Annotated in this window: 12 protein-coding genes; 9 read left to right on the top strand and 3 right to left on the bottom strand. The window is 53.3% G+C overall.

All coding sequences use genetic code 11. From position 1 onward, the window contains the following. Positions 1-68 precede the first annotated feature (68 nt). The 4 genes from Q9292_RS11595 to Q9292_RS11580 are packed head-to-tail and all read left to right on the top strand — an operon-like array spanning position 69 to position 4837. The gene (locus Q9292_RS11595; RefSeq protein ID WP_313988194.1) at positions 69-1556 is read left to right on the top strand and encodes a helicase HerA-like domain-containing protein; all 1488 of its coding nucleotides are present in this window, start codon (positions 69-71) and stop codon (positions 1554-1556) included. A 24-nt stretch (positions 1557-1580) separates the two neighbouring features. Further along, complete coding sequence (locus Q9292_RS11590) at positions 1581-3224, top strand: formate--tetrahydrofolate ligase (RefSeq protein ID WP_313988192.1); 1644 nt, start codon at positions 1581-1583, stop codon at positions 3222-3224. 10 nt (positions 3225-3234) lie between these two features. Then, positions 3235-3792, top strand: coding sequence for an IMPACT family protein (locus Q9292_RS11585; protein ID WP_313988190.1), 558 nt, complete (start codon positions 3235-3237; stop codon positions 3790-3792). Positions 3793-3832: 40 nt separating this feature from the next. Further along, positions 3833-4837, top strand: coding sequence for an AI-2E family transporter (locus tag Q9292_RS11580; protein WP_313988187.1), 1005 nt, complete (start codon positions 3833-3835; stop codon positions 4835-4837). A gap of 331 nt (positions 4838-5168) precedes the next feature. On the opposite strand, the gene Q9292_RS11575 is transcribed toward Q9292_RS11580, so the two are convergent. The 3 genes from Q9292_RS11575 to acpA all read right to left on the bottom strand — a co-directional run bounded on the left by Q9292_RS11575 (position 5169) and on the right by acpA (position 9278). After that, on the bottom strand, positions 5169-6416 hold the full coding sequence (locus Q9292_RS11575; RefSeq protein WP_313988184.1) for a cytochrome-c peroxidase: 1248 nt from the start codon (positions 6414-6416) through the stop codon (positions 5169-5171). 80 nt (positions 6417-6496) lie between these two features. After that, positions 6497-7117, bottom strand: a complete 621-nt coding sequence (locus Q9292_RS11570) for a hypothetical protein (protein ID WP_313988181.1) — start codon at positions 7115-7117, stop codon at positions 6497-6499. 70 nt (positions 7118-7187) lie between these two features. After that, positions 7188-9278, bottom strand: a complete 2091-nt coding sequence (gene acpA / locus Q9292_RS11565; RefSeq protein ID WP_313988178.1) for an acid phosphatase — start codon at positions 9276-9278, stop codon at positions 7188-7190. Between the two features lie 354 nt (positions 9279-9632). Here acpA and Q9292_RS11560 point away from each other — a divergent pair, with 354 nt between their 5' ends. From Q9292_RS11560 to moaD, 5 genes are all read left to right on the top strand, one after another. Then, complete coding sequence (locus Q9292_RS11560; protein ID WP_313988175.1) at positions 9633-10379, top strand: PEP-CTERM sorting domain-containing protein; 747 nt, start codon at positions 9633-9635, stop codon at positions 10377-10379. Positions 10380-10409: 30 nt separating this feature from the next. Then, positions 10410-11954, top strand: a complete 1545-nt coding sequence (locus Q9292_RS11555) for an alkaline phosphatase (RefSeq protein WP_194748058.1) — start codon at positions 10410-10412, stop codon at positions 11952-11954. A gap of 92 nt (positions 11955-12046) precedes the next feature. Next, positions 12047-12796 carry a hypothetical protein gene (locus Q9292_RS11550; RefSeq protein WP_313988172.1) on the top strand — a complete coding sequence of 250 codons (750 nt, stop codon included), beginning with the start codon at positions 12047-12049 and terminating at the stop codon, positions 12794-12796. A gap of 166 nt (positions 12797-12962) precedes the next feature. Further along, on the top strand, positions 12963-14315 hold the full coding sequence (locus Q9292_RS11545) for a DNA recombination protein RmuC (protein ID WP_313988169.1): 1353 nt from the start codon (positions 12963-12965) through the stop codon (positions 14313-14315). Continuing rightward, on the top strand, positions 14312-14569 hold the full coding sequence (gene moaD / locus Q9292_RS11540) for a molybdopterin converting factor subunit 1 (RefSeq protein WP_275355676.1): 258 nt from the start codon (positions 14312-14314) through the stop codon (positions 14567-14569). Before Q9292_RS11545 ends, moaD begins: the two co-directional genes overlap by 4 nt.

Here is a 14569-nt window from a genome sequence, read left to right as displayed (position 1 = left end):
AACAATCTTCCCCTTTTTAGAGCCATCCCCTATACTCAACTTAACTTTAATTGTTAAGAGTGCATTCCATGGTTCAACCTATGCTCATCGCAAAAAATAATGACATCGAAAGTGTGATGCTGCCCAAAATGGCCAACCGTCATGGCCTGATCGCCGGGGCTACCGGGACAGGTAAAACGGTCACTTTACAAAGCCTGGCGGAGCAGTTTTCGCGTATTGGTGTGCCGGTATTTATGGCTGATGTGAAGGGCGATTTGTCTGGCATGAGTCAGGTTGGCGGTGGCAACGCCAAGGTCGAGGCGCGTGTGCAGCAGCTGGCGCTGACTGGCTATGCGAATAAAGCCTATCCAGTCATGTTCTGGGATATGTTTGGTGAAAAAGGCCATCCGGTGCGCACCACCTTGAGTGAGATGGGGCCGTTGCTGCTGGCACGCATGCTGAACCTTAATGAGGTGCAGGGCGGTGTCTTGAATGCGATTTTCAAAATCGCCGATGACAATGGCATGCTACTGCTGGATTTAAAGGATTTGCGCGCCATGGCGCAACATTGTGCCGAAAATGCCGCCACCTATCAGACCCAGTACGGCAATATTTCTACCGCCAGTGTTGGTGCCATTCAGCGAGCCTTGTTGCAACTGGAGACAGAAGGTGGCGATGTGCTGTTTGGTGAGCCGGCCTTGAATCTCGAAGACATGATGCAAACCGATGGCAAAGGATTGGGATTTATCAATATTCTGGCTGCGGACAAGCTGCTGAATTCGCCGCGTGTGTATGCGACGCTTTTGCTGTGGTTGCTCTCCGAGTTGTTTGAAAAACTGCCTGAAGTCGGTGACCTGGATAAGCCAAAACTGGTGTTTTTCTTTGATGAGGCGCATTTGCTGTTTAATGATGCGCCGACCATTCTGATGCAAAAAATCGAGCAGGTAGTGCGCCTGGTGCGCTCCAAAGGCGTGGGCGTCTACTTTGTGTCGCAAAACCCGCTGGATATTCCGGATGTGGTGTTGGGTCAATTGGGTAATCGGGTGCAGCATGCCTTGCGCGCGTTTACCCCGCGCGACCAGAAAGCGGTACAAGTGGCGGCTCAAACCTTTCGTGCCAATCCCAAGCTGGATGTTGCCACAGCGATTACCGAGTTAGGCGTGGGCGAGGCGCTGGTGTCATTTTTGGATGAAAAAGGCGCGCCGACGCCGGTTGAGCGCGTGTTTGTCTGTCCACCCGAGAGCCGGATCGGACCGGCGACCGATGTGGAGCGCAAGCAGGTGATGGCGCAGTCTCTAGTTGTGGGCGTATACGACAAGCTGGTGGATCGTGAATCTGCGTATGAGATTCTCAAGCAGCGGGCGGAGCAGGCCAGTGCTGCGACGCAGGCACAACAACAGGAAGAAAGTTCAGGCTTTGATTTGGGCGGCATTCTAGGCGGTAAAACCAGCCGCTCAGACTCGGTGCTGGAGTCTGCGGCCAAATCAGCCGCGCGCGCCATCGGCTCACAACTGGGGCGGGCGATTATCCGTGGCGTGCTAGGCTCCATCATGGGGAATGGCAAAAGCAAGCGTTAACCGTGAAGTCAGTCAGGAAGAGACATGCTCAGTGATATCGCGATCGCCCAGGCCGCCACGCTAACGCCCATCGTTAACATAGCCAGCAAACTTGGGCTGGTGGCGGACGATGTGCATGCCTATGGTCAGCATATGGCCAAACTGACGCAGGCCACCGTCAACCGCTTGCAGGCGCAACCTGCCAAAGCCAAATTGATCCTGGTCACGGCGATCAATCCGACCCCGGCAGGCGAAGGCAAAACCACGACCACGATAGGATTGACCGATGCCTTGAATCAGGCGGGGTATCAGGCAATGGCCTGTTTGCGTGAACCCTCTCTGGGTCCGGTGTTTGGGATGAAAGGCGGGGCGACCGGCGGCGGCTATGCGCAGGTGGTGCCGATGGAAAATATCAACCTGCATTTTACCGGTGATTTTCATGCCATCAGTGCCGCCAATAATTTGCTGGCTGCCCTTGTAGATAACCATATATATCAGGGCAATGCGCTGCAGTTTGACACCGTCAGCTGGCGCCGCTGTATAGATATGAATGATCGCGCCTTAAGACGGCTCACGCTGGAAAATAATACCCATACCGGCTTTGATATCACCGTCGCCAGTGAGGTGATGGCCATTTTTTGCCTGGCGACCGATCTGGCCGATTTGACGTCTAGACTGGGAAGGATTCAGGTCGGCTTGAGTACAGCAGGCAGCCCGATTCTGGCGAGTGACTTGCAGGCTGAAGGCGCCATGGCCGCCTTGCTTAAAGATGCTTTTCAACCCAATCTGGTACAGACCCTGGAAGGGTCGCCGGCGCTGGTACATGGGGGGCCGTTTGCCAATATTGCTCATGGCTGCAACTCTCTGGTAGCGACACAAACCGCCTTGCGTCTGGCGGATTATGTGGTGACTGAAGCTGGCTTCGGTGCCGACCTCGGTGCAGAAAAATTCATGGATATCAAATGCCGCCAGTCTGGCCTGCGGCCGGATGTGGCGGTGATCGTTGCTACAGTGCGCGCCTTGAAATATCACGGTGGGGTGGATGTGGCGGACTTGAACCGCGAAAACCTCGCCGCTTTACAGGTAGGCGTGGCCAACCTTCGCAAGCATGTGACGAATTTACGCCAGCATTTCAATTTGCCGGTGGTGGTGGCGCTGAATCACTTTACCGCGGATACCGAGGCCGAAATCGCGTTAGTACAGGCAGCCGTACAAGCCTTGGGCGCCAGTCTGCATGTCTGCCATCACTGGGCACAGGGCGGCGCCGGGGCGATTGCGCTGGCGCACGCGGTGGCTGACCAGGCCCAACAAGCATCGACGCCTTGGTTACTGTATGCAGACGATTTGTCCCTGACTGAAAAGCTAGACACCATTGCGCAAAAACTCTATGGGGCCAGCGGGGTGACCTTTAGTGCGCTGGCACAACAGCAACTTGCCCGTCTGGCAGAAGTCAGCCAGGGCTTGCCGGTGTGTGTCGCCAAAACGCAGTATTCGTTCTCGTGTGATCCCAAGTTGCGCAATGTGCCCGCGGATCATGCATTGCATGTGCGAGAGCTGCGTTTGTCGCGTGGTGCAGGCTTTGTAGTCGCTATCTGTGGAGACGTGATGACCATGCCCGGCTTGCCCAAACAGCCCGCCAGCAGCCGGATTAGCGTCGATGCAGATGGTAGAATACAGGGGTTATCCTGAAGTCTGTGTCATGCAAACGTTTAGCCAACTCGGTCAAGCCGATCAAACCATCAATAAATCCCGCTTTATCGCCCGCGCCAAGCGCTGTGAAAACGAGCGCGAACTGGCCCTGTTTTTACGTCAGTTTGCCAGCGAGCATCAAACTGCCGGCCACTTGGCGTATGCGTTTCGCATGAAAACTCCAGAGGGCATCGTCGCGCGGTTTTCAGATGCCGGTGAGCCGGCAGGCACGGCGGGTAAACCCATCATGCAAATGCTGGATGGGCAGAATTATGTCAATTGCTGTGTGGCGGTGGTGCGCTATTATGGTGGCATCAATTTAGGCACTGGCGGCTTGGTGCGGGCGTATGGCGGCACGGCCAAGCAGGCCATGGATCAAGCCGGAAGCATGCCTTTCGTCGAGATGGTGCAACTGAAGATCTCAACCAGTTATAAACGGGTAGATGAACTGACCCGCGAAGTACAAAAGTGCCAGGGCGAAATTCTGGACAAGCAGTTTGATGAGGCTGTGCATTTTCTGCTCAAGCTGCCCCTGGATGCCGCCCAACAAATACGCGCCAAGTTTTAGTCGCGCAATAGACTGAACAACTGAGGAACCGGAGTTCGACGTGAACCAAACCCAACGACTGGATACTGCCACCTGTTTGCTCATGGTAGGGTTAATGTGGCTGGTATTGCAGGTGCAATTATTGCCCGCGTTACTGGTCGGCATGCTGGTGTTTGAGCTGATTCATGTCATTTCGCCGCTGATTGCACGCAAATTGCCGGGTAAATATGCCAAATGGCTGGCAGTCATGCTGATTGCCACGCTGGTGATCGGCCTGCTGGTTGCCTTGGGCATGGGGATTGTGACGCTGATCCGCAGTGACAGCGGCGGTTTGGCCATGTTGTTTGATCAACTGGCTAGAATCATTGAAGACTCGCGCAAAGTGTTGCCGCCCTGGCTCAACGAGCGTTTGCCAGATGATGCGATTACCTTGCAGCAAACCGTGATTGAGTGGTTACGTTCACATTCGGCAGATTGGCAATTGCTGGGCAAGGAGGCCGGGCATCATCTGGCGCATATTCTGATCGGCATGGTGATCGGGGCCATGGTCGCCTTGCATGATGTGCAAACACACGGTAACCATAAACCGCTTGCGCAAAGCCTGCTCAATCGCATCACGCTGTTTGCGCTGGCGTTTAAAAATATCGTGTTTGCGCAGGTGAAAATTTCCGCGGTCAACGCCAGCCTGACTGCGATTTACCTGATCGTGATTTTGCCGTTGTGCGGCGTACATCTGCCATTCACCAAGACCATGATTGCGATTACCTTTTTGGTTGGCTTGCTGCCTGTGGTGGGCAACCTGATGTCCAATACTGTGATTGTCATAGTCAGTACCAGTCATTCCTTTGTGATCGCCATGGGCTCGCTGGCTTTTCTCATCGTCATTCACAAGCTGGAATACTTTTTAAACGCGCGTATTGTTGGCGGGCAAATCCGCGCGCATGCCTGGGAGTTGCTGGTCGCCATGTTACTCATGGAGGCCACTTTTGGGCTGCCGGGCATCGTCGCTGCGCCGGTTTACTATGCCTACCTTAAAAGCGAGTGCCGGGCACGGGAGTGGGTTTAAGGGCTGCAATGTCTGGATATTCGGTAAAAACATTAATCAGCCATGGCGGTCATGCTCACATTTGCCAGTCTGGCCTGGCGTGGTCGGAGGTTGAAACAGATGACCCGAACGGGCCATTGTGGCGGCTTAACCAGGCAAGTATTCTACACACATCGCAAGGACACAAGAAATGACAGGGTTTAATCTAAAAGTATTATGGTTTGGATTGCTCATCCTGCTCATTGTCAGCATTTTGGATGCTTTTGTGTAATTGTGGCGTGTTTTTCAAGTTTAAAGTCTCTTTGGCCCCGACCCGTCGGGGCTTTTTCTTTTTGGGGATAGCGCGCTGCGGTTATGGTGCTTTGGCCAGGCGGCTGCCAGTGCGCGCTTCATCGTTGAGCGTTTTTAAAAAGGCCACAATCGCGTCGATCTCCTTTGCATCCAGCGGGGCGGGGTCACCAGGCTGTTGGCCAAACGGGGCTTTCATCTCGATATTGTCTTGATACTTTTCTGCCAGGTCATTGAATTTGAGGCGCTTGCCGGTACGGTCATGCGGATACCATTTTTCTGGCGCGGTATCGCGTTCGGCATAAAAGCGCACGGCATCTCTGAGGGTGTGTACCACGCCATTATGGAAAAAGCTTTTTTTGCGTGCCACATTGCGCAGCGTCGGCACCTTAAACAAGCCACAGTACTCTGCATTCAAATCCTGTCTGGCCGGGCCGCACAAGCCGAGGTCGTAATAGTGCCGGTCATGATTTTGCGCGATGTGTGGATTGCGTGGCAGACCCAGCGCAGCATAGCCATGATCGGTAAATTGCGGCAGTGCACCATGGACGACTGCTGCCTGGTGGCAACTGGCACAGTTGCCTTTGTTGGGATCCATAAATAGCCGCAGGCCTTTTTCCTCCAACGCGGTAAAGCGGGCCTGGCCTTGCATGACGTGATCAAACTTGCTGGAATAGGGCGCGAATTCTGTCGCGTCTTGCTGGTAGGTTTGCAGCGCCAATAAAACCGCATCCGTGATGGCGGCGTCGGATTGCAAGCTGGCCGTGCCAAACAACTGGCTGAACGCCTGGGGATAAGCCTGGCGTATTCTTTTGGCCAGCAGGCTCGGTGTCGAGGCCATTTCATTGCTTGAAAACAAAGGGATTTTTGCTTGCTCGGCCAGCGTATTGACGCGGCCATCCCAGGTAAAACCGCCTGCCGGACCATTATCAAGGCCAGGCTGTAAGCCCTCATCTTCGGTGTAGTGTTCTGTGAAAGGCGGGGTGGATTGCAAGTACATCAGGGTAGGCACTGCCCGCGTCCCCATTAACTGCATATGGTCACCGCCCTTTTGAACCGGCTGCTGGTTGCCTGGCGTAAACGCGTGCTGGGCCTGATGGCAGCTGGCGCAGGATAATTTGCCCGAAGCCGATAGTTGCGCATCATGAAACAGACGTTTGCCCAGCGCCGTCAATGCCTGGGTGCGTGAGGCGGGTGACAGCGTACTGGCCGCCTGGGGTTCTTGTACCAGCGGCGGGACTAAGGCTTCATCTTCCTGAGCCGTCAATTGCAAAGAAGAGAAGCAAAGCACGGTCAGCAATAATGTTTTCAAGTTGAGCATGGTTGTGAATGAGGTGAGTAAAAAAGCGGATAAACAGGCTGCTCATCCGCTTTGTTGGGCACAAAATGTGATTATTTGGACTGGCGTCTGCGCAGCATCAGGCCAGTCAAGCCCAGGCCGGCCAGCATCATCGCAGTGTTGCTGGCTTCTGGCACTGCGGCGGCGGTTACGCGTACAGCCGTGCCGGACAGCGCGCTGATGGTCACGCCTGCGTCGGTACTTTGGAACATATTGCTGGTGCTGGCAGCATCTTGCGTGTCAACCAGAGCGCTGTAGCCAGTCGCGCCAAATTGACCGGAACCAAAGATGATGTCATAGCTGCCTGCGGCCAGATGAACGGTGCTGCCCAGTGAAGCGAGTTGATCGCCACCGGTCGCTGCAAAGACGGTATGTGCCAGGCTGTTGGCAGCAAGGGTGCTACTATTCCAGTCACCGGCTTTGACGATCGCCCCAAAGATATTGCCATCGGAGAATTGGCTGAAGTTACCGCCAATGTAGGAAATATCCATGCTGCTGCTCAAGGTGAGGCGTACACCCAGATAATCCGTGTTATCGATGATGTAACTACCGAAAGCGGCAGATTCGCTCACATAGTCAGCACTTGAAAACACGATGGTAGGGGTGGCCGCAACACTGCTGTTGGATGCGAAGGTGAAGGCCAGCAGGGAGGCAAAGCCCAAAGATTTGATCATGATTCTTCTCCAGAAGTTAAGATTCAGTCAGCGCAATTGGGATACCCAACTGCGCCGTATGTTGTAATGATTAGAATGCCAGGGCGTTGGTCAGGTCGCCCATGATGTTGGCACCATGGCTTTGCAAGCTTTCATCACGCTTTTTCAGGCCGTCCAATGGCGGCAGTGAGTAGCGGTGTGTGATAAAACGCAAGGCAGAACCGGTGTCATACTGGGTATGATCCACGGCGCCTTTTTTGGCAAAAGGTGAAATGATCAAGGCCGGAATACGTGTGCCTGGCCCGATCAAATCGCCTTTAGGAGGCACGGCATGGTCAAACTGGCCGCCAAATTCATCATAGGTAATCAATACCAGGGTGTTATTCCATTGCGGGCTGTTTTGCAACTGGCTGATGATGGTCATCACTTCATCATCCGCATTGGTGACGTTGGTATAGCCTGGGTGCTGGTTCAGGTTGCCAATCGGTTTATAGAACGACACGGCTGGCAAGGTGCCTTGTGTAATGTCATTCAACAAATCTGCACGGTCTTGCAGGTGGCTGTTACGGTAGGTGCCATGGGCCACTGGGTCAAAATTTGCATAGTAGTTAAATGGCTGGTGATGGGCCTGAAAGTCGCCATGGGTCGCATCTGCCACGCCAAAGCTGTTTGACTTGTAGACATTGCCGCGATCATTGACCGCATCATTCCAGCCGCCTGAGTACCATTTCCAGCTGATTTGCTTGCTATCCAGCAGGTCTGCAATGGTGGTGATGGTTTGTGCTGGTAAGGTGGTGGAAGCCGATGGATTGGCGTACAGCAGCTGGTTACCTGAGGCGCTGGTCACCGGCGCATTGCCACTGGGTTGGAATGGTGGCTGCATGGTGTTCACGGCGCGATAGCCGTCACCCGCACCAAAGTAGTCCAATGGGGCAATGTTGCCGCTCTTGAATGAGGTGTTTGTCGCGTTGGTGCCAATCGCAGAGGCGCTCATGGAGCTGTTGCGGGCCAATTGTGGCACGCCGTTGACTGGGGTAGTCAAGACGTTGAGAGAAGCTTTGTTATTGGCGACGGTATCAGCGGAAATTGCCGGTGCGCAAGCGCAGACCAGATACTGGTGGTTCAGGAATGAACCGCCGTATGCGGCCTGGTAAAAGTTATCTGCCAGGGTGTACTTTTTCGCCAGCCCCCACAGTTGCATTTTGCTACCATCAAAATAACCCATGGATAAACCACCGGCATCACTAAAGGCCGCATAAAGGTTATTCAGGCCGCCATTGATTTGCATGGCGTTCTCAAAAAAGCGGTGATACAGATCGCGGGTGATGTTGTTACCAGTCACCAGGCCATAGCCAAACTGGTCACTCGTGGCATCGACCTGAAAGGGCGCATTGGGCCACACCCCAGTGGTTTGTGCCTGGGTGATGGCCTGGCCAGCGGTGTTTTTCTGGCCATTGGCCAGCATGCCACCCCAAGCCGGTGGCAAGGTGGTCAGCGTCGTGATGTAGTCGCGGTCTACCTGTTTGATCGCTTTAGCCTGTGGTGTATTCAGGCCGTTGGCGCCTGGATATTTGCCAAAAAGGTTGTCAAAACTGCGGTTTTCGAGGTAGATCACGACAAAATGCTCGATTTTGTCCAGATTTAGACGGTTGCTCAGCGCTTTATTCAGATTGCCTTTGCTGCCAGCCTCGCGCACCGCTTCGGCAAGGCGATTTTGCAGCTCATCGTTTTCGGTCATCAGGCTGTCAAGGTCGGCGCCAGTGCTCGTTTGTGTGAAGTCAGCTTCGAGCTGTGATCCGCTGACGTGTAGTCTGGCGGCCAGACGATCGCGTGCGGTCATGTAATCAAGATTGCTGCCTTCCATGAGCGCCAGGATTTCGGTGCTCAACGCACTGACAACGGTCGTGTTTTCGGCAGCTGCGCGGTACACAGACTTCCCTGCTTGCGCCACCAGAGCACCATGGCCTGCCAGGTTAAACTCGCCGTTGGCATTGGTCTGTGTGCTGACTTCACCGCTGTCACAGCGAGCATTCAGGTTGGCGTCAATGCAAACCAGGGTATTGGCAAGCTTGGCGCCATGCAAGCCGATCACAACACCAGAGGTGCTGGCCGCGGCGAAAGCTGGTCCGCTTAAGGCCATCCATACTGCAGCAGAAATTGGTAACAAACGAAAAAAATTCATAAATCATCCCCATATCAAGAGCACAAGAACAATTCTTGAGCCCGGAAATCGTAACCTGGCTGTGTAACAGGCATTCAGTGGTCCTGCGCCCGAAACGTAGCTCATCATGACTAGTGGGCGTGATGGTTTTATGAAGGTTGCGTGAACCCAACACTGGCTTACATTTTTTAATGTTTTAGGGGGTGTTGAATAGCTTAAAACTAGTCAGGCATGTCACATAAATTTCATGTTTCCGTAACCTGTCTGACACAGAGTTTTTCAAGAATGCATGGGCTAACACAAGCAAATGACTTGTGACATGACAAGCACTTAACCGTGTACAAAAACGTAATATAACCATCTGCGAGAGGATGAATGATGACATTGAAACCTTGGCTCATGGCTGGGTTGATGGGAGCGACTTTGCTCTCTCAAGCACACGCCGCTGAATTAATCCAAAATGGTGGCTTCGAGGTGCAGGGCGCAGACGCCTATGACATCGTCGGCTGGCAAGTGGCTGAAGCTGGCATCCTTGGTAGCGTACTGGCACAGCAAGGCACCACGACTGAAGTCACCGGAAACACCACCGTTGGCGCTTATCACGGCACACATTACGGTTTGCTTGATAATAACGGCCTGGCCAGCAACATCTTGTATCAAAACTTTACGACGTCGGCGGTCAGCCAGGCGACCTTGACCTTCCAAATGTTTGTCAACAATCAGTCAGCCAGCAGTGCTGTCGATGCAGGTGGCCTTGATTACACCGTTGACGCAACCGATCATCCAAACCAGCATGTCCGTGTGGATATCTTAAAGGCGGGCAGTGATCCTTTTTCTACCAGCCAGGGCGATGTCCTGCAGAGCCTGTATCTGGGCGGTGCCAATGGCACGCTGGCTGCCAACAACTACCTGAGCTACCAGTTTGACCTGACCTCCATCCTGTCTGGCGGTGGCCAATTCATGTTGCGCTTCGCCAGTGTCGCCAACCAGGGTTCTCTTCAACTGGGCGTAGACAATATTAGCTTGCAAACGGCTTCTGCAGTCCCTGAAGCGGATACCAATGCCTTGATGCTGGTGGGGCTTGGTTTGATTGCCGCCATTATGCGTAGACGCGCACAATAACTTATAACGAATATCTTTGAGGAAACAATCATGCAACTGTTTAACTTAAAACGTACTGCTCTGTTGGCCATGCTGCTGGGGACACAAGTCTCCCTGACACAACCTTTGATGGCTGAGGAAAACGCCCAGTTCTGGCTCAACGATGGCGCAGCAAGCCTGAGCGACAGTAAAAAACTGGTACCGAATGCACGCAAAGCCAAAAACGTGATTTTGTTTGTCGGCGACGGTATGGGGATTTCGACGGTCACTGGCGCGCGTATTTTTGAAGGTCAGCTCAAAGGCAAGGATGGTGAGCGCAACAAACTGTCTTTTGAAGAGTTCCCTTATGTGGCCCTGTCCAAAACTTATTCGACCAACCAGCAGACCTCTGACTCTGCACCGACCATGACCGCCATCATTTCTGGCGTGAAAACCAATGACGGCATCATTTCATTGAACCAGTCTGTTCCGCGCAATGAGGCTAACCCTGCCGTGATCAATGCGAATAAAGTAACCACCCTGCTGGAACAGGCCGAGCAAGCTGGCAAAGCCACCGGTGTGGTGTCGACTGCCCGTATCACGCATGCCACCCCGGCAGCCACCTATGCACATATTTCCAACCGTGACTGGGAAGCCAATGCTAACCTGTCAGCGGCGGCGGCTAGCAATGGCGTCAAGGATATTGCTGCACAACTGATTGATAACTTTGGTAATGGCAAGCTTGGCGATGGCGTTGATGTCGTCTTTGGCGGTGGCCGTAGCTACTTTTTGCCTAACAGTATTAAAGATATCGAAGGCGCCAAAGGCCGCCGTACCGATGGCCGTAACCTGACGCAAGAATATGTGAACAAGTTTGGTGGCGTCTATATCGAAAATCAATCGGCATTCAATGCCTTGAATCCAGCCACGACCAATAAAGTCTTGGGCTTGTTCAACCCCTCCCACATGGAATACGAGCAAGACCGTCCTAACGATATCGCTGGTGAGCCTTCTTTGGCAGAGATGACGGGCAAGGCCATCGACATTTTGAAGAAAAACCAGAATGGCTTTTTCCTGATGGTGGAAGGTGGCCGGATTGACCATGCTTCTCATGCAGGCAATGCTTACCGTACCTTTAAAGATGCGGTGGCGCTGTCAGATGCGGTGCGTGAAGCGGCTTCCAAAGTGAATCTGAACGACACCTTGATTATTGTCACAGCTGACCATAGCCACACCCTGACCATAGGCGGCTATCCAAAACGTGGTAACCCGATTTTGGGTAAAGTGGTTGAGCCAGGTAAAACCACGCCAACGCTGGCGGCTGATGGCAAGCCTTACACCACCGTGAGCTTTGCCAACGGCCCAGGCTATCACACTAACTCACCAGGTGATGCGGTTTACAATGAGGCGATTGCTGCAGGCCGCGTGGTCGACATGTCAGGCGTGGATACTGAGGACCCAGATTTCCACCAGGAGGCACTGGTGCCACTGAGCTCTGAAACGCATGCTGGTGAAGAGGTTGCGATTTATGCCGTCGGCCCTAAAGCCTATCTGGTCCATGGGGTACAAGAGCAAAGCTACATTTATCAAGTCATGAAAGATGCATTCGGTTTTTAATCGACTGTCTTTAGAATAGACCTGAACATCAATTGGTTTAACAGTGGGGCAGCGCAAGCTGCCCTCTGCCTTTAGTAAGAAATGGAATCATCATGAGATTGAAACAAACCGCTGGCTGTTTTGCGCTGGTGATGGCGATGATAAGCGCTGGTGCGCAGGCCGAAGAAATCGTCAATGCACGCTATGACACCGTGCAGTGCGCCTTGCCATGCCAGGCCGATGCCGCCAAGCACTTGCAATGGTGGCTGATGCGTGACCAGGATGAGGTGGAAATTCGTCAGTTGTATCAAAATGGCGAGCCAGCACACCACAGCAGCTTGTGGCAGAAAAAACCGGGTGGGCAATTCAGCTATATTTACCTGATGCATGACGAGCAGCGCACCATCGATTACAGCGATGTGGATTTGAAGCTGCTGGCGATCAAAATGGATGAAGCCACATGGCAACTGAAGACGCAATTGGTCACCGATAGCGAGTTGGCCAGCCTGCAAAAAGTGGCAGACGAAGCCAGCGAACAGTATGGCTATGCTATTGAGAAGTATAGTGGTACCTTGGGCAATGGTATTCGTAGTCAGGTCTGGTGGATTCCGGCCTTAAAATTGCCCTACAAGGTCGAATATACCTATCCACAACACACGGTCAGCATACAGTTGCAGGCGCTGCAACCGGCAGCCAAGCCTGGTCAGCCCGTCGAAGTCGCGCCCAAAACCTCTTTGACGGCGTTGAGCCAGTACCAGCATGTGGATTATGCCGATTTGGGCGATATGGAACACAACCCTTCCGAAATGCAATGGCTGGCCAAAGCGCACGATGCGCCTGGCTTGCAGTCGCATCATCATTAGTCGCGTCGGCCTGATCGCTAGCGATGTCTGGACTGCATGCCCAGGCATCGCAAAGAATACGTGTTGATTACTCTGATCGCATGGCGCATGCGATGGGCTTGCCGCCCGGCGGCCGAATTTGCAGCCGGACAGTGTGGCCCTCCCAGTCATCGGCTATAATGCCTGCATGACGTTTCAAATTATTCAGCTTCTTTTATTAGTGGTGATTATTGCCATGCTGGTGTGGCAATCTCGCAGGCAACAACAGGCTGCGCAGCAGGCGCTGGCACAGTTACTGGCGCAGCAGCTCGAAGAGAAACACCGCATGATGATGCAGGAGATGCACCAGTCACTCAATCATCTGGCTGATCGCTTGCAAAGCCTGAATACCGACCAGCAAGACCGTTTGCGGGCGCAATTGTCGCAAGAGCTGACCGCGACGCGTGAAGCGATGCAGGCGTTACAGGTTGCCCAGCGCGACCACTTGAGCCAGAGCACTGAACAACTCAGCCTGAGCTTGCGTAATGGCTTGTCCGAGCAGGGCATTACCCAGCAAAACTTGCTTAAAACCGCCTTGCAAACAACGACTCAAAGCCTGACGCAAAGCATTGAAGCACTGACCAAAGTCGTCGATGGCCGCCTGGAGGAAATGAGTGGCAAGGTGTCTATTCGCCTGGAAGAAGGGTTCAAAAAAACCAATGAGACCTTTGTGAGTGTGATGGAGCGACTGGCCACCATTGATGAGGCCCAAAAGAAAATTGATGGTCTCAGCGTGAATGTGGTCAGTCTGCAGGAACTGTTGGGGGATAAACGCAGCCGCGGTGCTTATGGGGAAGTGCAACTGGAAGGGCTGATCCGCAATGTGTTGCCCAATAGCAGTTTTGCCATGCAACATACGCTGAGTAACGGCGCACGCGTGGACTGTGCTTTATTTTTGCCTGAGCCAACTGGCACAGTGGCCGTTGACAGTAAATTTCCGCTGGAAAACTACCATCGCATGATAGATAGCAGCCAGGGCGATCTGGTGCAGGCGCAAGCCGCCAAGCTGTTCAAGGCCGACATCAGAAAACACATTGATGATATCAGCAGCAAATACATCATCGCCAACGAGACCTCCGATGGCGCGGTCATGTTTATCCCGGCTGAAGCGGTGTTTGCCGAGATTCATGCCTATCATAGGGATGTGGTCGATTATGCGATGCAGAAACGCGTGTGGCTGGTGTCGCCGACCACCCTGATGGCGGTGCTCAATACGGCACGCGCAGTGCTCAAAGATGTGGAAATGCGCAAACAGGTGCATATCATCAAAGACGAGCTGGGCAAATTAAGTAAAGATTTTGACCGCTTTGATACCCGCATGAAAAAACTGGCTGATAATATCCGGCAGGCGCATGAAAATGCGCAAGACGTGCATATCAGCAGTCAGAAGATTTCCAGACGCTTCGCCCAGATTGAAAAAGTCGAGCTGGCAGAGGCTGGTCTGGAAACGCTGGAATTGCTGGACGAATTAGACGAGGTTGGAAAGAGCACCCCTACATGAAGATCACCATTTTATATTTTGCACGCATCAAAGAGGTGGTGAATTACTCCTCTGAAGACGTAGAGTTGCCGGATGAGATAGAAACCATCGTCGCACTCAAGTCCTGGTTGTCTGGCCGCGGCGAGACCTGGCAAAAACTGTTTAACGGTAGCGGGGTGGTGCGTGCGGCTATCAATCATGAGCTGGTCGATGATATGGCGACCTTTGATGAAGGTGATGAGGTGGCGTTTTTTCCACCTGTGACCGGAGGCTGA

Origin of the sequence: Methylophilus sp. VKM B-3414, assembly GCF_032248435.1 — a bacterium.
Classification (GTDB): Bacteria; Pseudomonadota; Gammaproteobacteria; order Burkholderiales; family Methylophilaceae; genus Methylophilus; species Methylophilus glucosoxydans.
The sequence above is the reverse complement of the archived record's forward strand: the minus strand, read 5'-3'. Positions and strand labels throughout refer to the sequence as shown.